This window comes from Streptomyces prasinopilosus (assembly GCF_001419695.1).
Classification (GTDB): domain Bacteria; phylum Actinomycetota; class Actinomycetes; order Streptomycetales; family Streptomycetaceae; genus Streptomyces; species Streptomyces prasinopilosus.
In genome coordinates this window covers 1-17,729 of sequence record NZ_LIRG01000005.1, presented here as the reverse complement: position 1 = coordinate 17,729, position 17,729 = coordinate 1, and the positions used below count along the sequence as shown (strand labels likewise).

13 protein-coding genes and 2 pseudogenes are annotated in these 17,729 nt (G+C 69.9%); 10 read left to right on the top strand and 5 right to left on the bottom strand.

The window, feature by feature from the left end; genetic code table 11:
* A partial coding sequence (locus tag AOK18_RS00330; protein WP_055692915.1) for a UDP-N-acetylglucosamine 1-carboxyvinyltransferase occupies positions 1 to 1,304 on the top strand: 1,304 nt, incomplete at its 5' end.
* A 249-nt stretch (positions 1,305 to 1,553) separates the two neighbouring features.
* Here the strand turns inward: AOK18_RS00330 and AOK18_RS35275 are convergent.
* From AOK18_RS35275 to AOK18_RS00320, 3 genes and pseudogenes are all read right to left on the bottom strand, one after another.
* Positions 1,554 to 2,558, bottom strand: a pseudogene (locus tag AOK18_RS35275) (CHAT domain-containing protein); the annotation flags it as partial.
* Positions 2,515 to 2,691 (bottom strand): DUF397 domain-containing protein, encoded by a 177-nt coding sequence (locus AOK18_RS30095; RefSeq protein WP_420865548.1) that lies wholly within the window; start codon positions 2,689 to 2,691, stop codon positions 2,515 to 2,517. The pseudogene AOK18_RS35275 and the gene AOK18_RS30095, both read right to left, overlap by 44 nt.
* Before the next feature lie 22 nt (positions 2,692 to 2,713).
* Complete coding sequence (locus tag AOK18_RS00320; protein WP_055692914.1) at positions 2,714 to 3,592, bottom strand: helix-turn-helix domain-containing protein; 879 nt, start codon at positions 3,590 to 3,592, stop codon at positions 2,714 to 2,716.
* A gap of 148 nt (positions 3,593 to 3,740) precedes the next feature.
* Between AOK18_RS00320 and AOK18_RS00315 the strand changes: the two genes are divergently transcribed.
* The 3 genes from AOK18_RS00315 (at position 3,741) to AOK18_RS00305 (ending at position 6,093) form a co-directional block, all read left to right on the top strand.
* Positions 3,741 to 4,211, top strand: a complete 471-nt coding sequence (locus tag AOK18_RS00315) for an ATP-binding protein (protein ID WP_055573670.1) — start codon at positions 3,741 to 3,743, stop codon at positions 4,209 to 4,211.
* Positions 4,212 to 4,356: 145 nt separating this feature from the next.
* Positions 4,357 to 5,064 carry a hypothetical protein gene (locus AOK18_RS33775; protein ID WP_240502987.1) on the top strand — a complete coding sequence of 236 codons (708 nt, stop codon included), beginning with the start codon at positions 4,357 to 4,359 and terminating at the stop codon, positions 5,062 to 5,064.
* Between the two features lie 150 nt (positions 5,065 to 5,214).
* Positions 5,215 to 6,093, top strand: coding sequence for a cyclase family protein (locus tag AOK18_RS00305; protein ID WP_055573672.1), 879 nt, complete (start codon positions 5,215 to 5,217; stop codon positions 6,091 to 6,093).
* 78 nt (positions 6,094 to 6,171) lie between these two features.
* Here the strand turns inward: AOK18_RS00305 and AOK18_RS00300 are convergent.
* Together AOK18_RS00300 and AOK18_RS00295 are read right to left on the bottom strand one after the other, a co-directional pair.
* A pseudogene (locus AOK18_RS00300) lies at positions 6,172 to 6,653 on the bottom strand (IS5 family transposase); the annotation flags it as partial.
* 260 nt (positions 6,654 to 6,913) lie between these two features.
* The gene (locus AOK18_RS00295; protein ID WP_055573230.1) at positions 6,914 to 7,567 is read right to left on the bottom strand and encodes a FadR/GntR family transcriptional regulator; all 654 of its coding nucleotides are present in this window, start codon (positions 7,565 to 7,567) and stop codon (positions 6,914 to 6,916) included.
* 75 nt (positions 7,568 to 7,642) lie between these two features.
* On the opposite strand from AOK18_RS00295, the gene AOK18_RS00290 reads away from it, so the two are divergent.
* From AOK18_RS00290 to AOK18_RS00260, 6 genes are all read left to right on the top strand, one after another.
* Positions 7,643 to 8,878: a CynX/NimT family MFS transporter gene (locus tag AOK18_RS00290; protein WP_055692909.1), complete on the top strand. Its 1,236-nt coding sequence runs from the start codon at positions 7,643 to 7,645 to the stop codon at positions 8,876 to 8,878.
* Between the two features lie 366 nt (positions 8,879 to 9,244).
* Positions 9,245 to 13,378, top strand: coding sequence for an amino acid adenylation domain-containing protein (locus AOK18_RS00285; protein ID WP_055692908.1), 4,134 nt, complete (start codon positions 9,245 to 9,247; stop codon positions 13,376 to 13,378).
* Between the two features lie 52 nt (positions 13,379 to 13,430).
* Complete coding sequence (locus AOK18_RS00280; protein WP_055692907.1) at positions 13,431 to 14,384, top strand: pseudouridine-5'-phosphate glycosidase; 954 nt, start codon at positions 13,431 to 13,433, stop codon at positions 14,382 to 14,384.
* On the top strand, positions 14,381 to 16,312 hold the full coding sequence (locus AOK18_RS33770) for an HAD-IA family hydrolase (protein ID WP_240502985.1): 1,932 nt from the start codon (positions 14,381 to 14,383) through the stop codon (positions 16,310 to 16,312). The genes AOK18_RS00280 and AOK18_RS33770 overlap by 4 nt, the downstream gene beginning before the upstream one ends.
* A gap of 87 nt (positions 16,313 to 16,399) precedes the next feature.
* The gene (upp, locus tag AOK18_RS00265; protein WP_079104766.1) at positions 16,400 to 17,116 is read left to right on the top strand and encodes a uracil phosphoribosyltransferase; all 717 of its coding nucleotides are present in this window, start codon (positions 16,400 to 16,402) and stop codon (positions 17,114 to 17,116) included.
* A gap of 353 nt (positions 17,117 to 17,469) precedes the next feature.
* The coding region (locus AOK18_RS00260; protein ID WP_478078834.1) for a COG1470 family protein at positions 17,470 to 17,729 on the top strand (260 nt) is incomplete at its 3' end.

Here is a 17,729-nt window from a genome sequence, read left to right as displayed (position 1 = left end):
GGGTCGTCGGCGGCCGCCGCCTCTCGGGCGCCATCGATGTGAAGACGAGCAAGAACGCGTGCGTGGCACTGCTGTGCGCCTCGCTGCTCAACAAGGGCCGCACGGTGCTGCGCCGCGTCGCCCGCATCGAGGAGGTGTACCGCCTCCTGGAGGTGCTGGGCTCGATCGGCGTCCGCACCCGGTGGATCAACGAGGGCGTCGACCTGGAGATCGTGCCGCCCGCCACGCTGGACCTCGAGTCCATCGACGCGGACGCGGCCCGCCGCACCCGCTCCATCATCATGTTCCTCGGCCCGCTGCTGCACCGCACGGACCGCTTCATGCTGCCGTACGCCGGCGGCTGCGACCTCGGCACCCGCACCGTCGAGCCGCACATGATCGCACTGCGCCGGTTCGGCCTGGAGATCGCCGCGACGGAGGGCCAGTACCACGCGGTGGTGGACCGCTCCGTCAGCCCCGACCGCCCGATCGTGCTGACCGAGCGCGGGGACACGGTCACCGAGAACGCGCTGCTGGCCGCCGCCCGGCACGACGGCGTCACCGTCATCCGCAACGCCTCGTCCAACTACATGGTCCAGGACCTGTGCTTCTTCCTGGAGGCCCTGGGCGTCAGGGTCGAGGGCATCGGCACCACCACGCTCACCGTGCACGGCATGCGGACGATCGACGTCGACGTGGACTACTCCCCCTCCGAGGACCCGGTCGAGGCGATGAGCCTGCTCGCCGCGGCCGTCGTCACGGAGTCCGAACTGACGGTGCGCCGGGTGCCGATCGAGTTCCTGGAGATCGAGCTCGCGGTCCTGGAGGAGATGGGCCTCGACCACGACCGCACCCCCGAGTACGTCGCGGACAACGGCCGCACCCGGCTGGTCGACCTCACCGTCCGGCCCTCCAAGCTGGAGGCGCCGATCGACAAGATCCACCCGATGCCGTTCCCCGGCCTGAACATCGACAACGTCCCGTTCTTCGCGGCGATCGCGGCGGTGGCGCAGGGTCAGACCCTCATCCACGACTGGGTCTACGACAACCGCGCCATCTACCTGACCGACCTCAACCGCCTCGGCGGCCGCCTCCAGCTCCTGGACCCCCACCGCGTCCTGGTCGAGGGCCCCACCCGCTGGCGCGCCGCCGAGATGATGTGCCCGCCGGCCCTGCGCCCCGCCGTGGTCGTCCTGCTGGCGATGATGGCCGCGGAGGGCACGTCCGTCCTGCGCAACGTCTACGTCATCAACCGGGGGTACGAGGACCTGGCCGAGCGCCTCAACTCGGTGGGCGCGCAGATCGAGATCTTCCGGGACATCTGAGGGTTCTGAGAAGTAACCGCCCCTTAACCCCCTCCTGACCTGCATGTGTGCAGAGCAGGAGGGGGTATGGCGCCTCTTTCGCCAATCCGAAAGTATCGTGTCGATGGCTGATTCGGCGGCAAACACCGGGCCTCTCTCAGAGGACGCTCGCCACCGATGTCCACGCAGGTAGCGGATAGTTCCGGTGTAAGCAGTGTGGGAGTCCGCGCCAACGCCGAGGTGTGCGTGGAGCACAGCGGAGAACACGACGCCTTGCAGGTCAGTGATGTCCCACAGAGTGGAGATGACCGCTTTCGCGCCGCGGGCGAGAAACGCGGACTCGATGCTGCGCAAGGTCTGCACGGTACGACCGGTGCCTTGGTGCGTGCCCGTTCTGCAAGCGTTCAGGACGACCAGGTCGACACTGGAGAAGACTCCTTCCGCGAGGATCCCGCTGGAAGTGAGCGTGGCCTCTCCGAGTGAACCACCATGCAGAGCGAGTCCGGCAGCCCAGCGATTCGGGTGTGTGAGGCCGTGTGCCGCGACGTGGACGATCCGGGCCATGGGCATCATGAACAGAGCGCGGGCGGGAGTCGCTTCCTGCTGCGTGACAACTTCCACGCTGTCGTGCAGACCTGCGATCACGTGGGCTTCGCACAGTGGGCCGCCAATCCGTTCAAGGCCAGGGAGATGCCCACCGCCGTGCGCCACCACCAGCACCTCGACCACAGCTGCTTGCCGCTGGGATCTCTCTATGGCGGACACGAGTCGAGCCGTAGGGGCATAGACCACCTGCTCGAAAGCATCGATCAAGGTGGAGGTGCGGGCGCTGTCGAGCGGAGCTGCGTGGAGGGGCAGTAGCTCCAGCGGGGCCGTGGGGCTGAGCACCAACCGACGGACTTCATGGGGTGCGGCCGTCTCGATGATGGCTCGTGCCGGCCCACCGCACTCGGCGACCAACTGCTCCAGGTAGTCGTGCCACACACGTCGAGGGTGATCCGGTGCTTGCCGTGTCCATTCATCGACCGCGCTGGCGAGAGGCCCGAGGGGAAACTCCTCGCACGTAACCAGATCGAAGTGCGAGTGGCCCGCCCGGGTCCGGCACACCGCGAGCTGGAGGGTTCCGTACCGGTTGATGCTCCGCCCGCCCGCGAGAAGGCGAACGCATAGTCGACCAAAGCGACCTGACACAGGTCTGCCCCCGGTGCATGACCGGGGGCAGACCTGTCGCCTACTGAGCAGCGAAGCTAACGAACGCCGCCCAGGCGGAAGCATCGACCGAGAGAGCAGGTCGGCTTGTGTCCTTGGAGTCACGGACATGAACGACGTGGGCGCAGTCGGCGACCTCGACGCACTCTCCTCCAGCCCCACCGCTGTAGCTGCTCTTACGCCAGCGCAGTTCGCCCACCGCACTCAGGGTCTCGTTCACTTCACACCTCTCCAAGCAGCTTCTCAACGAAGGCCATTGACTCGCGCGGAGTGAGAGCCTGCGCACGGATGATGCCGTACCGCGACGCGATTCCCTGGACCTCCCGCCGGTCACTGACCATTGTGCTGCGTCCCTGCGCTTCCAGGTAAGCCACTTGATCGCCACCAGAGCGGTACAACAAGGTGAACGGCCCGTCCACGCCTGCGTTGTCCTCGCGGTCGAGCGGCATGATCTGAATCTCGACGTTCCGGTACGCGCCGAGCAGCATCAACTGCTCCAGTTGACCACGCATGACCGACCAGCCGCCCAACGGCCGACGCACAACCGCCTCGTCGATGACAAAGCTCACCAGGGGCGCAGGCCTGCGCTCGAAGACATGCTGGCGCGCGAGACGGGCCGCGACCCGCTGCTCCAAAGTCTCCTCGTCCAGCAACGGACGCCACATGCCGAACACCGCCCGCATGTACTCCTCCGTCTGAAGCAGTCCGGGCACCGCCTGTGTCGCGTACACCCATAGCTCAACCGCCTCCCCCTCCAACCGCGCCGCATCCCGGAAGAACGCCGGATACTGCGCCCGAGCCACCTCCTCCTTCATCTCCTGAAGGACCCCGCCCGCGTCCAGCACCTCGTCCGCCTGGTCGATGAACCTCGGCGGCGGCACCCGGCGCCCCTGCTCGTACGCGGCGATGGTGGAGACCGAATACCCCGTCATCGAGCCGAACTCGGGCCGCTCCATGCCCGCCCGCACCCGGAACCGCTTCAACTGCCGTCCGAAGACCCGCAGGACACCGGACCCGGCCTCCGGCTCGGACTGCCGCTCGCCGCCACCGTCGCCGCCACTCGTGGGCGCCTCGTCCACCAGTCCCGTCGGTTCACTCATCCCCGCACCACCTCCCACGGCCAACGCGGCCCCCGCGCCGGCCGTCACGCTCCGTCCCACCGACACCCGCACACCGGTCACTTACAGCGATCCTCCGTGTGCGTGCCGTATCTGGTCACGCTAGGACGGCAACGGCACCGTGAGCCACATGAACAGCCCAATCTCCACCCCACGGGTGGACGCCACCGGTACCGAGGCCGAGACCGCCGGCCCCCGGCACGAGTTCGCGATGGCCTTCACCTCCTCCCCGCGCGGCGCGCGCCTCGCCCGCAGACTCGTCTCCCACCGGCTCGACGCGTGGGGGCACCCGTACGGCGGCCGGGTCAACGACACCCTCACCCTGATCACCGCCGAGCTGGCCGCCAACGCCGTACGGCACGGGCACGTCGCCGGACGGGACTTCCACGTCCGGCTCACCCACGGCACCGACACCGTGCGCGTCGAGGTCACCGACACCCGGACCGAACGCGTCCCCGTCCTCTCCGAAGCGGACCCGCCCGGCGACGCGGAGTCCGGCCGGGGTCTGCTGATCGTCGCCGGGCTGGCCACGCGGTGGGCGGTCACCCCGCGCGAGGGCGCGCCGGGCAAGACGGTCTGGGCGGAACTGCGCCTCGCGTGAGACGTGCGGGACTCGGCCATCGGCCACCGGGTTCACGCCAGCGGCCTTGCAGGCCAGGCACATCGGACCGTGGCTGTCAGTACCGGGCGCCAGTGCCGTTCGCCCGGCAAGGAGCCGGTGAACCCAGGGGGAGCACGAAACCGCCATGCCCGAGAACCACACCGGATACCGGATCTCCGTCGTCGACGAGGACCCGCTGCGCGCCCGCAAGGACGCGCGCGAACTGCTCGCCGCGCTCGCCGTGGCGGATTCCACCGCCAGGCTGGACCTGCCCGCACCCGGCAGCCTGACGGGAGCCTTCGACCAGGGCGGCCCGTCCGCCGAGACCGTCGGGCTGCTGCTGAGCGCCGGTTCGTTCGTCGCCGCCCTCGTGCAGGTGTGGCCGGCGCGGATCCCGCAGCGCACCATCGTGGTCAAGCGGCCCGACGGGGCGGTCCTGCACGTCACCGGCAAGGAGGCCCGCGAGGACGACACGCTGGTCGAGCGGTTCCTCGCGGGCGACGGCGGCAACGGCACGGCGGCGGGCCGAGCGGCGATGACCGACAACGACCGCCACGCGTTACTCGTCGGTGTCTCCACGTACGACAGCGGGGCGTACCAGGACCTCCCGGCCGTGCGGGCCGACCTGCACTACATGCGGGCGGTGCTGGAGAACACCGAGATCGGGATGTACAACGGGTGCGCGGTGGCCGCCGAGCCGACGCGCGCGGAGATGCTGCACGCCGTCCAGCCAGTGGAAGTGACCGTCAGGCCCAAGCCCATACGCCTCCGGGTGCAGCAGCCACGGACAATCCGGCCGGCCCCACCGGCTTGCGCTGATCTCGGCGTCACCTCCCCCGATGGACGTCGGTGAACTTGCCTTTCGAGCAGCCGAGTTGAGACCGACCGGCTCTCCGACGCCTACGTTCTCCCGTTACCCTGAGATCGCGCATTCACCACGAGTACGCAGCTTCTGCGCGGGCCATTGCGGTCTGAGCACATCATGACGAAAGGGGCCATCGACATGGCCGACACGAGTGAGACGGACCTGCCGGACAACTGGGGCCGATGGGGAGCGGACGACGAACTCGGCACCCTCAACCTGATTACCGACGAAGTACGCGCCAGGGCCGCCGCGGAGGCGCGGACCGGCCAGTGGGTGTCACTGGCACAGCCGATCACGCCGAGCGCGATGTTCTTCAGTCCGTTCTTGCCCGAGACGGTCAATGCGTCCCCGGTGCAGCAGATGGTGTCCCACACCGGTGGACCAGTGGCAGCCGATCTTTCGTTGATCTACAACCACCACTTCAAGTCGACACACCTCGACGCGCTCGCGCACTGGTCGACCGACGGCCAGGTCTATCCGGGCCGCCCGAGGGAACAGGTCGTCACCCCCGTCGGCATCACGCACGCATCGACGACTGCTTTCGCCGCCGGAATAGTGACACGCGGGGTCCTGCTCGATCTGGCCGTCGAAGGGCCTCTTCCCCCCGCCTACGCGGTGACGTCACACGACTTGGAACAGGCCGAGAAGCGTCAGGGAGTCGAGGTGGGCTCCGGTGACGCACTCGTGGTCCGACTCGGCTGGACGGGCCGCGGGCCCCAGGACACACCGAGCCCGGGAATCAGCATGGACGCGGTGCGATGGATGCACCGCCGAGGGGTCGCCATCATCGCACCGGACAGGGGTGACGCGCATCCTCCCCTGAACCCGGACGAACCCTCCCCGCTGCACGGGGTAGCGCTGGGCCGGATGGCGATGCCTCTGATCGACGTGCCCCAACTGGACGACCTCGCGGCGTTGTGCGCGCGACTGAAGCGCTACAGCTTCCTGCTCACCGTCGCCCCGCCCCGCATCCACGGCCTGACCGGCGTACCGGTCAACCCCATCGCGATGTTCTGACCGAGCGATCATCAGCGCCCTTCGAGATCCTCGGGCACTCCCGCCCGGGCGGGAGTGCCCGAGCGGCCGGGCATCCGCGAAGGCGGGTGCGTCTCCGGCCTGACCGGCGGTGAGGACGAACACCAGCGGCCGGCACCGGCCGTCGGCCGCGAGGTGGATCTTCGTGGTCAGCCCGCCGCGGGATCGGCCGATGGCGTGGTCGTCCGGCTCTCCGGCCGGGGCCCCTTTTTGCGGGCCCCGGCAGCGTGCTGGTGAGCGCGCACGATGGTGGAGTCCACCGAGACGGCCCAGCTGACGTCTTCGTCCGCGTCGGCCTGGGCCACCAGGGCGGTGAACACCCGCTCCCATGTGCCGTCGACGGCCCACATCCGCAGCCGGTTGTAGACGCCCCGCCAGTTGCCGTATTTCTCCGGCAGGTGCACCCACTGGGTACCGGTCTGGAACTTGAAGGCGATCGCGTCGATCACCTCACGATGGTCCCGCCAGCGGCCACCCCGCTTGGGCGTCCGGTCCGGGAGCAACGGCTCGATCCGCGCCCACTGCGCATCAGTCAACGGCACACTCGGACCAACGACCGGCTGATCCAAACGAAATGGCCTGGCTGCCGAGCCGGCCCGACAGGGACACCCGGTCTCGGCGGACACCGTGGCGGCCGTCGCTCACACCGTCTGCTGATCACTGCGGACGCGGGCGGTTCCCACCCCCGGCATCCCCCCACCAGAGATCAAGCCGGTGAGTCGTCGATCGGCAAGCCCCAACCATCCGCCCTTGGAGGAACCGCACTGCGTCGGCCGAACGGATCGAGCGGAACGCGCCTCCTTCAGTCCATGTAGGAACCCGCCTCGCGAGCCGCACGGTCGGCGTCGCGGTCTCGGATGGCGTCGACGAGAGCGGCGTGGTCCTGGAACTGTTCGGAGCGCAGCGCGCCATCGAAGTGGTCCAGGAGGGAGTCCCGGATCACCTCGCCGAGGTCGGCGTGGAGTCCGGCGAGCACGGTGTTCCGGGACGCGGTGACGACGGCCAGATGGAAGGCCACATCGGCGTTGACGAAGGCGACCCGGTCGCCGGCGGCCCATGCGTCGTGCCTCTGCCGGAGCGCGTGGCCGAGCCGCTCCAGGTCGTCCTCCGTACGGCGTGCGCAGGCGAGACGGGCGGCGCGCACCTCGAGGGCACTGCGGACGTCGGCGACGTCCTCCACCCTGGCCTTGTCGAAGCGGTTGCGCATCATGCCGGCGAGTTCGCTGGTGGCCCGGACGTAGGAGCCGGAGCCGTGGCGGATGTCCAGCAGCCCGGTGTGTGCCAGGGCCCGGATGGCCTCACGCACGGTGTTACGGGCGACGCCGAGCTGTTCGACGAGTTCGGTCTCGGTGGGGATACGGCTGCCGACAGGCCAGGCGCCTGACGTGATCTGTTCGCGAAGCCGGGCGATCACTTGGTCGCCCAGTGCTTGGCGGCGCACGGGATCCATGTTCATGCCGCACACCCTACGACAGACCTAGAGTCATCCCATGACTCTNNAGAGTCATGGGATGACTCTATGATGGGGTCCATGACATTGGATGAGGTCCACGAACGCGCTCCGCGTTCCCCCGCGGCCCCGTTACGCGGAGTACGCCGCATGGCCGTGGTGGCGCTGGTCCTGGCCGCCGTCAACCTGCGGCCCGGGGTCACCAGCCTCGGACCCGTCCTGGAGGAGGTCAGGGACAGTCTCGACATGAGCGGCTCGGTGACCGGGCTCGTGACCTCCGTCCCGGCGGTGTGTTTCGCGGTGGTCGGCTCGACGGCCCCCCTCCTCGCACGGCGCTTCGGCGCGAGCGGCGTCATCGCCGTCGCCGGTGCGGTGCTCGCCGTAGGACTGGCGCTGCGGTCGTTCGCCCTCGATCCGGTGCTGTTCGTCGTCCTGACGGCGCTGTCGCTGGCCGGCATCGCCGTGGCCAACGTGCTGTTGCCGATGGTGGTCAAACAGCGCTTCCCCGACCGGGTCGGCGCGATGACCGGTCTGTATTCCATGGCACTGAACGTCGGCGCCTCGTCCGCGGCGGCACTGACGGTGCCCCTGGCCGAGTCGTTCGGCGGCGACTGGCGGTACGGCCTGGGCGCCTGGTCGGTGCTGGCGGCGCTGGCCGTGCCCCCCTGGCTGTTCCTGGCCCGCCGCCGGACGAAGCCGCCCGCGGGCCACATCGGCGGCACGGCCGGTCCACCGCCGGCCGCCGGCGGCCGGCTCTCACGTGACCCCACGGCCTGGGCACTCACCGTGTACTTCGGCCTTCAGGCGAGTTCCGCCTACATCATCATCGGCTGGCTGCCCCAGATCTTCCGGGACGCGGGGCTGTCCGCCGGTACCGCGGGACTGCTGTTCTCCGTGTCCTCCCTCCTGGGGGTGCCCCTGTCCCTCGCGCTTCCGGCCGCGGCCGGCAGATTGCGTCACCAGAGCGGACTGGCCGCCGGAATCGGCATGTGCGGTTTCGCCGGGTTCGCCGGGCTGTGGTTCGACCCGGCCCTCGCACCCTGGCTCTGGGCGGTCCTCCTGGGCGTCGCCAACTGCTCCTTCCCGCTGGCCCTGACCATGATCGGCATGCGGGGCCGCGACAGCGCCACCGTCGCCCGGCTCTCCGGCTTCGCACAGAGCACCGGCTACGCCCTGTCCATTCCCGGCCCCCTCGTCGTCGGCATCCTCTACGACCGCGCCGACGGGTGGCGGCTGCCCCTCACCTTCGTCCTGCTGCTGACCCTGGTCCAGATCGCGGCCGCCGTGCCCGCCGGCCGCGACCGTCAGATCGGCTGAATCGGACCGGCTCGGCAGAAAAACGCTTCACCGAAATTACCCATCTCCCGCAATTCACCTTTCACTTCCTGTGGAATCCGCAAGGAAATGCCTTGCGGGATGGCGTCCCGCAAGGCGCGGGCGTAGCGCAGGCCGATTCTTCGTGATAATTTCTCGATAAATTTCGCGACGCCCGCCCGGAACTTCCATCATATTTTCGACCGAGTTCCGCAGAAGTTCTGTTCGCATGCACAGAGGCCGCCACCCTCGCCGGCCGACGAGAAGTCCGAAGCACTGCACCAGGAAAGAACGCCGAGTTCGACACGGCGTCTTGTCTCCGAGACGGACGCCGCCCCCCTAAGATGCGGAAAAGGAAGCCCACCTTTCATGAGCGCAGAAACCACACCCTGCTTTCGTCGTGCCGCACTCGGCCTGCCCGGCCTGTTGCGCGAACGGGCACAGGCCGCCCCCGACCGGATCGCCGCGGTCCATGGAGACCAAAGCCTGACCTTCGCCCAGTTGGCGGAGCGCAGTTCCCTGGTGGGAGCACTTCTGCGACGGACCGGAGTGGGCCGGGACAGCCGGGTCGGCGTGTTCATGGAGCCGTCGCTCGACCTGCTGACGGGGATCTGGGGAATCCTGTGGGCCGGCGGCTGCTACGTGCCGCTGTCCCCGGAATACCCGGAGGAGAGGATCGCGTACATGCTGGCGGACGCCGGCGTCGATATCGTCCTCACGCAGGAATTACTTCGGTCGCCCCTTCAGGAGTTAGCTCCGGCCGGCGTCCGTGTGCTTACTCCCGACGCGGCGCAGAAGGCGGCGGAGAAGGACGGCAGCGCGTGGGACCTGCCGGGGCCCGAGGTACGGCCGGGGGATCTCGCCTACGTCATCTACACCTCCGGCAGCACCGGAAATCCGAAGGGTGTGATGGTCGAGCACAGGAGCATCGTGAACCAGATGCGATGGCTGCACGACGAGTACGGTATCGATGAAGACGAAACGGTACTGCAGAAAACCCCCATGAGTTTCGATGCTGCGCAATGGGAAATACTCTCCCCAGCCTGCGGCAGCACGGTGGTGATGGGGGCTCCCGGTATCTACCGCGACCCCGAGGCGATCATCGCCACCGTCCAGCGGCACGGTGTGACCACCCTCCAGTGCGTGCCCACCCTGCTCCAGGCGCTCCTGGACACCGAGAAGTTCCCCGCCTGCCGGTCGCTGCGCCGCATCTTCAGCGGCGGCGAGGCGCTCTCCCGGAGCCTCGCCGCACAGTGCCTGGACACCATGCCCGAGGCCGGCCTGGTCAACCTCTACGGCCCCACCGAGTGCACCGTCAACGCCTCGTCCTTCACGGTGGACCGCGCCGCGCTGGGGGACGGGCCGTTCGTCATGCCGATCGGCACCCCCGTGCACGACACCTCTCTGCACATCCTGGGACCGGACCGCGAGCCGGTCTCCGCCGGAGAGATCGGCGAGCTGTACATCGGCGGGGTGCAGGTGGCCCGCGGCTACCTCGGCCGCCCTGACCTGACCGCCGAGCGGTTCCTGCCCGACCCCTTCTCCGGCGCCCCCGGCGCCCGCCTCTACCGGACCGGAGACCTCGCCCACCTCAACGCCGACGGCACGGTGCAGTTCGTCGGACGCGCCGACAACCAGGTCAAGCTGCGCGGCTACCGGGTCGAACTGGACGAGATACGCCAGACCGTGGAGACGCACGACTGGGTCCGCGCCGCGGCCGTCCTGCTCCGCGACGACGCCGCCACGGGTTTCCAGAACCTCGTCGCGTTCGTCGAGCTCAACCCCAAGGAAGCCGCCCTGATGGACCAGGGCAGCCACGGCTCCCACCATCAGTCCAAGCACAGCCGGCTCCAGGTCAGGGCCCAGCTGGCGCACCCCGGCTGCCGCGACGACGCCGACCTGGCCGACCGGACGGTGGTGGAACTCCCCGGCGCCGAGGCCACGCCCGAGCAGCGGGCCCTCGCCTTCTCCCGCAAGACGTACCGCTTCTACGAGGGCGGCACAGTGACCCGGGACGACATCCTGCACCTGCTCGGACCCCGTCCCCGGCCACAGCCGTCCACCCGGACCTCCGGCATCGTCACCCGCGACGAACTCGGCACGATCCTGCGGAACTTCGGCCACCACCTCAGCGAACAGCGGCTGCTGCCCAAGTACGCCTACGCCTCACCCGGATCCCTGTACGCCACGCAGCTGTACGTCGAGATCGGCGGCGGGCACGACATCCCCGCAGGCCTCTACTACCATCACCCGCTCCGCCACCAGCTGGTGCTCGTCGGCCCCGCCTCCGAGACGGCGGCCTCCCGGGTGCGGGTCCACTTCCTCGGCAAGCACGGCGCCATCGAGCCGGTCTACCGCAACAACATCCGCGAAGTCCTGGAGATCGAGGCGGGCCACATGGTCGGCCTGTTCGAGGAGGTGCTGCCGGCCCACGGCCTGCGCATCGCCGCCGCCGATCACCGGCCCGGTGTCAGGGACCGCCTCGACTGCGCCCGGGAGGACCACTACCTGGGCGGCTTCGACCTGCTTCCGCTGGAGGGGGACGCTCCCGAGCCCACCGGCGCCCTCGACGTCTACGTCCAGGCCCACTCCACCCGGATCGAGGGCCTGCCGCCGGGCACGTACCGGTACACCGGCACCGGCCTCGCCCGGGTCAGCGACGACGTGATCCTCAAGAAGCACGTCATCGCCATCAACCAGCGGGTCTACGAACGCTCCGACTTCGGTGTCAGCCTGGTCGCCACCGGTTCCGCCCCCTGGCGGCACTACCTCGACCTGGGCCGCGGGCTCCAGCGCCTCCAGATGAACGACTTGCGCCTCGGCTTCATGTCCTCGGGCTACAGCTCGAAGTCCGGCAACGACCTGCCGTCGGCCAAGCGGCTGGGCCGGATCCTCGCCGACTGCGGGTTGCCCGCCGGGCCGTCGTACTTCTGCGTCGGTGGGCAGGTCAGCGACGGGCAGTGGCGCGGTGAGGACATGAAGGAGGACGTGGTCCACATGCAGGGGCCCGCCGAGCTGATCAAGGAAGACATGGCCACCCTGCTGCCCCGCTACATGGTGCCCAACCGGATCGTCGTCCTGGACCGGCTGCCCCAGACCGCCAACGGCAAGATCGACCTGAAGGCCCTGCAAGCTGCGCGGGAGACCGAACTGACCGTCGGCGAGCGCGCTTTCGTGGCTCCCCGCACCCCGCTGGAACGTCGGATCCGCGACGTCTGGCAGGCGGTGCTCAAGCGCGATCAGGTCTCCGTCACCGACGACTTCTTCGAGCTGGGCGGCAACTCCCTGCTCGCCGTGGCTCTGGTCAGCCGCCTGAAAGCGGACTTCGGCGGCACGATCCCGCTGCAGATCCTGTTCGAGGCTCCCACCGTGGAGAGGCTCGCCGCGATCGTGGAGGCCGCGTCACCGGAGCCGCCCTCCCGCCTGGTGCCGCTCCAGCCCGAAGGCAGGGGCACCCCGCTGTACTGCTGGCCGGGCCTCGGCGGCTATCCCATGAACCTGCGTCCGCTGGCCGCGGCCCTCGGCACGCAACGGCCCGTCCACGGGGTCCAGGCCCACGGCATCAACGACGGCGAGCGCCCCTACGACGACGTCCGCGCGATGGCTGCCGCCGACATCGAGGCGATCCGCGAGATCCAGCCTCACGGCCCCTACCTGCTGTGCGGTTACTCCTTCGGGGCCCGAGTCGCCTTCGAGGCCGCGCGCCAGCTGGAACAGGCGGGCGAGAAGGTGGAGCAGCTGTTCCTGGTGGCTCCCGGCCAGCCGCGGCTGCGCCCCGAGGACGCCGCCGACGCGACCGGCCGGGCCGACTTCACCGACCGCGCCTTCCTCGCCCTGCTCTTCTCCGTCTTCGCCGGCACGCTCAGCGGCCCGCGATTGGACCGGTGCCTGCGCACCGTCACCGACGAGGACGGCTTCGTCGCGTTCGTCACCGCGTGCTTCCCCGGCCTCGGCGAGGACCTGGTGCGGGCGGTCACCGGCATCGTGCGCCGCACGTACTCCCTGACCTACGAGTTCCACGAGCTGCGCGGACGGCGGCTCGACGCCCCCGTGACCCTCGTCAAGGCCCTCGACGACAACTACTCCTTCATCGAGCACGAGGGCGGGTACTCCGCCCGGCCGCCCGCCGTCCACCAGCTGCGGGCCGGCCACTACGAACTGCTGCGCGAGCCGCACGTGTCCCGGCTCGCCGCCGTCCTGAACGACCGGCTGCCCGCCGGCACCGGTGCGTCCCCCCGTCACAACCAGCCGGCGCAAGCCATGGTCCAGGAGGTCGGAGTGCCCCACATCAACATCAAGCACTTTCCCGTGTCCATCACCGAGGAGAAGGAGCTGGAGCTGGTCGCCGCGGTCACCACGGCCGTACGCAACGCCTTCGGCTGCACCGAGGACGTCGTCTCCGTCGCCCTGGAGCCCGTCGCCCAGGACGCGTGGAACGAGCGGGTCTACCTCCCCGAGATCGTCGCCCGGCAGGAACTGCTGCGCAAGACTCCCCACTACTGACCGCCGCCCGGCTACCGACCGCCGCCCGCACCCGACGAGAAGGACCCTCCCCATGACGATCCCCGCACCCCGGCGCCGTTCGGTGCCCCTGGTGTTCACTGACGAGGTGGCCGCCGCACTCGCCGACGGCGACCCCGTGGTCGCCCTGGAATCGAACGTCATCACCCACGGGCTCCCGTACCCTGACAACGCTGCCACCGCCCGCAAGGTCGAGGAGGCGGTACGGGCCGGCGGCGCCGTGCCCGCCACCATCGGCATCGACGACTGCCGCATCATGATCGGGATGACCGACCGCGACATCGAGCGGTTCGCGGCCACCCCGGGCATTCCCAAGGTCAGCAGCAGGGACCTGGCGGCCGTGCTGGCCTCGGGCGGCACCGGCGCCACCACGGTCGCGTCCTCGCTGGTCGCCGCGGAACTGGCCGGCATCCCGTTCTTCTCCTCCGCCGGCATCGGCGGTGTCCACCGGGGCGCCGAGAGCACCATGGACATCTCCTCCGACCTGATCCAGTTCACCCGCTCCAGGGTGGCGGTGGTCTGTGCCGGCGCGAAGAAGATCCTGGACCTCGGTCTGACCCTGGAGTTCCTGGAAACCCACGGCGTACCCGTCATCGCCCACGGATCCGACGACTTCCCCGCCTTCTACTGCCGCTCCAGCGGGCTGCGCGCCCCCCAGCGCCTGGACGACCCGGCCCTGATCGCCCGTGCCGTGGAGACCCACTGGGCCCTGGGCAACCCCGGTGGCGTCCTCGTCACCAGTCCGACCCTGCCGGAGGACGCCATCGACGAGGAGGACGTCGAGGCGGCCATCGCTGACGCCCTGCGCGGCGCGGCGGCGGACGGGGTCCGGGGCGGCGCCGTCACGAAGTACGTCATGCGTGCGGTGGACCGCGCCACCGAGGGACGTTCCGCACAGGCCAACGCCGCCGTGCTCATCCACACCGCGCAGATCGGCGGCCGGCTCGCGGCCGCCCACGCCCGGCTCAAGCGAGAGGAAGACCAGTGAACACGACCATGGTCCAGACCGTTGCGGCAACGACCTCGGCGGTCCCGTCCGGGGCGCGGGAGACCGCGCCGGCCCGTGTCGCGATGTTCGACCTCGACGGAACCCTCGTCGACTCGCCCCGGGCGATCGTGGAAGCGTTCGCCGCCGCCTTCGAGGCGATGGGCCTCGCGCCCCGGGACCCGGAGGACGTCCGGGCCACCATCGGCCTGCCCCTGGAGCAGGCGTTCGGGAAACTGCTGGGAGTACCGCACGACGACCCCTCGGTCGCCGACGGCGTGGCCCGCTACCAGGAGGCGTTCCGCACCCTCATCCTGCCCCGCGCTCGCTCGCTGGTCTTCCCCGGTGTCCCCGAAGGCCTCGCCGAACTGCGCCGGCGAGGTGTCGTGGTGACGGTGGCGACGAGCAAATTCCATGCCAGCGCCGACGCCCTGCTCACCGCCGCGGGCCTGCGCGACCACATCACCACGCTGGTCGGTGCCGACGACGTCACCCACCCCAAGCCGCACCCCGAGTCGGGGCTGCTGATCCTCGGACGGCTCGGTGCCCGGCCCGAGCACGCCGTGATGGTCGGCGACACCACCCACGACCTGAAGATGGCGGCGGCGGCCGGTCTGGCCTCCGTGGCCGTCACGTACGGGGTGCACGAGCGGTCCGCGCTGGAGGCGGTCTCACCGACGTACGTCGCCGACACGTTCGCCCGGGCCGTGGAGCAGATCCTCACCGTCCTGGCGGCCGACGACGGCCCGGCCGACGCCCGTACCGTCGAGGACCTCCTGGACGACGACACCCACCACATCGAGTTCAACGGCCACCTCACCAACCACGTCAAGCACGCCGTCGTCGCCCTCGCCGGCCTCGGTGTCGACCCCGGCCGGATCAGGGCCTACCACGACAACTACATCGCCTTCACGCCGTACGGCTGCCGCGTCGAGCCGGCCCGGCCCCCTCAGCGCGTGATCGATGACGGCAACTGGCTCGAATTCCTCGGCCGGCGCGAGGACTTCGCCGCGTACTGCGCGTTCTTCGACCGGCGCGAACGGGAACTGGGCATGGCGGGCCTGCTGCGGCACTACGTACCGCGCCTGCTCGCGGGCTGGGCCGGTGCACTTCAGCACGCGACGATCCACTTGGGCTGGGCCCTGGACGCCGGCAACCGCCGCATGACCATCGAGGGCATCGCCTATCTGGCCTTCGCGTACGTCGACTGCCATCCCGAGCGCGCACTGCCCTCGGACGCGCCCGGCACCGACCTGCCCGGGGACTCGCTGCTGAGGATCGCCCGCCACTGGGAGGAGAACCAGCCCCGGCTCGGCGCCTGGGTCGAGGACCTGGTCGACGGCAGGAGCGACGGCATCCACCCGGAACTGCTGCGGTCCGGGCTGCAGTACCGGATCGCCCGCATGCTCGGCGAGGGCCACCCGCTGATGCACGAGACACCCTCCTGGATCACCGCGCAGGATCCCGACACCAGCTGGGACCAGCTCGCCCACCTCGTCACCGTTCTCTACCTGACCGAACCGGGGGACTTCCTCCTCCTTCACCTGGTCACCGCGCTCCACGCGATGCGGCACATCGCGGACGCCCTGCCCGCCGAGGAACGCCGACGAGCGGTCGCGTGTTACTGGACCGGCGTTCTCGGTGTGCTCTTCTCCCGAGGTCACTTCGTCGCCCCCGCGAAGCTGACAGCCATCGACAGCCTCTTCGACGGCGCCCTTGACGACCCGGACGACCCGCGCTGGGCCCGGGAATGGGACTGGCACATCGCACGGGCGGTCGAGGAGGAAGAGGAGCACAACACCAAACTCGTCTATGTGATGCGTGAGTTGTGGCACCGCTCGGGCGGCAGGTCCGTGTACCGCGTCGCAGCGGGCCAGTTCACCACGACCCCGGAACTCCCCGCCACCTTCGAGCACCCTCCGGCCGCCTGAACCGCTGCCCCCCGCCACCTTCGAGCACCCTCCGGCCACCTGAACCGCTGCTCCCCTCCCCCATCCCTCCCGACCGAGGAGCCTCTCATGACCACCACCGTCCAGCCCGGAACCACGAGTGCGCGGCCGGCCGTCACCACGCGTCCTTACCACCACCGCCTCGGCACCAGCGTCCACTTGCTCCCGCAGACCGACCAGTTACGCGCCCTGCACACCGTCGTCCGTGACCGCGACGCCCGCCGCGAGGACTTCGTCTTCTACGCCGGCCGGATCATCCGCCTGCTCACCGAGGCCGCCCTGAACCTCCTGCCCTTCGAGCCGTACGACGTCACCACTCCCATCGGCCGGACCTACCGGGGGCTGCGCTTCGCCGAGAACCTGGTCGGGGTGCCGATCGTGCGTGCCGGGGAAAGCATGGAGGCCGAGCTGCGCGCCGTCGTCCCCGGCATCAGGATCGGCAAGGTCCTCATCCAGCGCGACAGGACGACCAAGCGACCCCACCTGTACTACACGGCGTTCCCGCAGGACATGGCCACACGCCAGGTCCTCCTCCTCGACCCGATGCTGGCGACCGGCGGCACCGCCCTCGCGGCCATCGAGGTTCTGCGTGATCTCGGTGTTCCGGAGGAGAACATCGTCTTCGTCACCTTCATCACCTGCCCCGAGGGCCTCAGCGCCGTGTGCGACCGCTACCCCGGGGTGCGGATCGTGACCTCCGCCATCGAGGAGGGACTCAACGAGAACGCCTTCATGATGCCGGGCATAGGCGACTTCGGGGACCGCTACTTCGGAACGGACCGCTAGTTCCGCGGACCGGGGAGCAGCCGACGGTCTCCCGCTCCTCGGAGACGCGGAAGTGGCGCGGGGCGTGGAAGCCGTGCTCGTGGTGCGGCTCCCGCCCTCCGGGTCCGCTCCGGCTGCGCGCCTGCGGTGGAGCGATGACGTCTGCTCCGGCCGGGGCCGGCTTCCGGACGCGGGAGCCGTTCCGCCCGCCGCACCGTGCACGGCCGTCCGGGCCGGCACACCCCGGCGGCCCGCACCCGTGCAGGACGAGAACGGTTCGGTGGGAGCGGGGGCAACCGGTCCCGCCTCTTCGGGCACTCATCGTGCCCTGCGGCTTCCTGACTCGGCACCCTCGCCGGGTTTAACGTCCGGGAGTGAGCCTCTGGACTTCCCTCGAGCCCGCCTCCACGACCGTGGACCCGGGTGGCAGTGCGACGGTGCGGTTGCGGGTGCGCAACACCGGTGACGTCGTGGACGAGTACCGGTTCGAGCCGGTGGGTGACCTGGCGCCGTGGGCCCGGGTGGAGCCGCAGTCGCTGCGGTTGTATCCGGGGACGACGGGGACGGTGGAGGTCTCGTTCGCCCCGCCGCGCACGCCGGACGTGGTGGCGGGGCCGCATCCGTACGCGGTGCG

What these genes read in the sequence shown, in the direction of transcription:
- AOK18_RS00320 (WP_055692914.1), bottom strand. Translation starts at nt 3,592, where the DNA reads ATGAGTGAACCGACGGGACTGGTGGACGAGGCGCCCACGAGTGGCGGC.
- AOK18_RS00305 (WP_055573672.1), top strand. Translation starts at nt 5,215, where the DNA reads ATGGCCGACACGAGTGAGACGGACCTGCCGGACAACTGGGGCCGATGG.
- upp (WP_079104766.1), top strand. Translation starts at nt 16,400, where the DNA reads ATGACCACCACCGTCCAGCCCGGAACCACGAGTGCGCGGCCGGCCGTC.
- AOK18_RS00290 (WP_055692909.1), top strand. Translation starts at nt 7,643, where the DNA reads ATGACATTGGATGAGGTCCACGAACGCGCTCCGCGTTCCCCCGCGGCC.
- AOK18_RS33775 (WP_240502987.1), top strand. Translation starts at nt 4,357, where the DNA reads ATGCCCGAGAACCACACCGGATACCGGATCTCCGTCGTCGACGAGGAC.
- AOK18_RS00315 (WP_055573670.1), top strand. Translation starts at nt 3,741, where the DNA reads ATGAACAGCCCAATCTCCACCCCACGGGTGGACGCCACCGGTACCGAG.
- AOK18_RS00295 (WP_055573230.1), bottom strand. Translation starts at nt 7,567, where the DNA reads ATGAACATGGATCCCGTGCGCCGCCAAGCACTGGGCGACCAAGTGATC.
- AOK18_RS00280 (WP_055692907.1), top strand. Translation starts at nt 13,431, where the DNA reads ATGACGATCCCCGCACCCCGGCGCCGTTCGGTGCCCCTGGTGTTCACT.
- AOK18_RS00285 (WP_055692908.1), top strand. Translation starts at nt 9,245, where the DNA reads ATGAGCGCAGAAACCACACCCTGCTTTCGTCGTGCCGCACTCGGCCTG.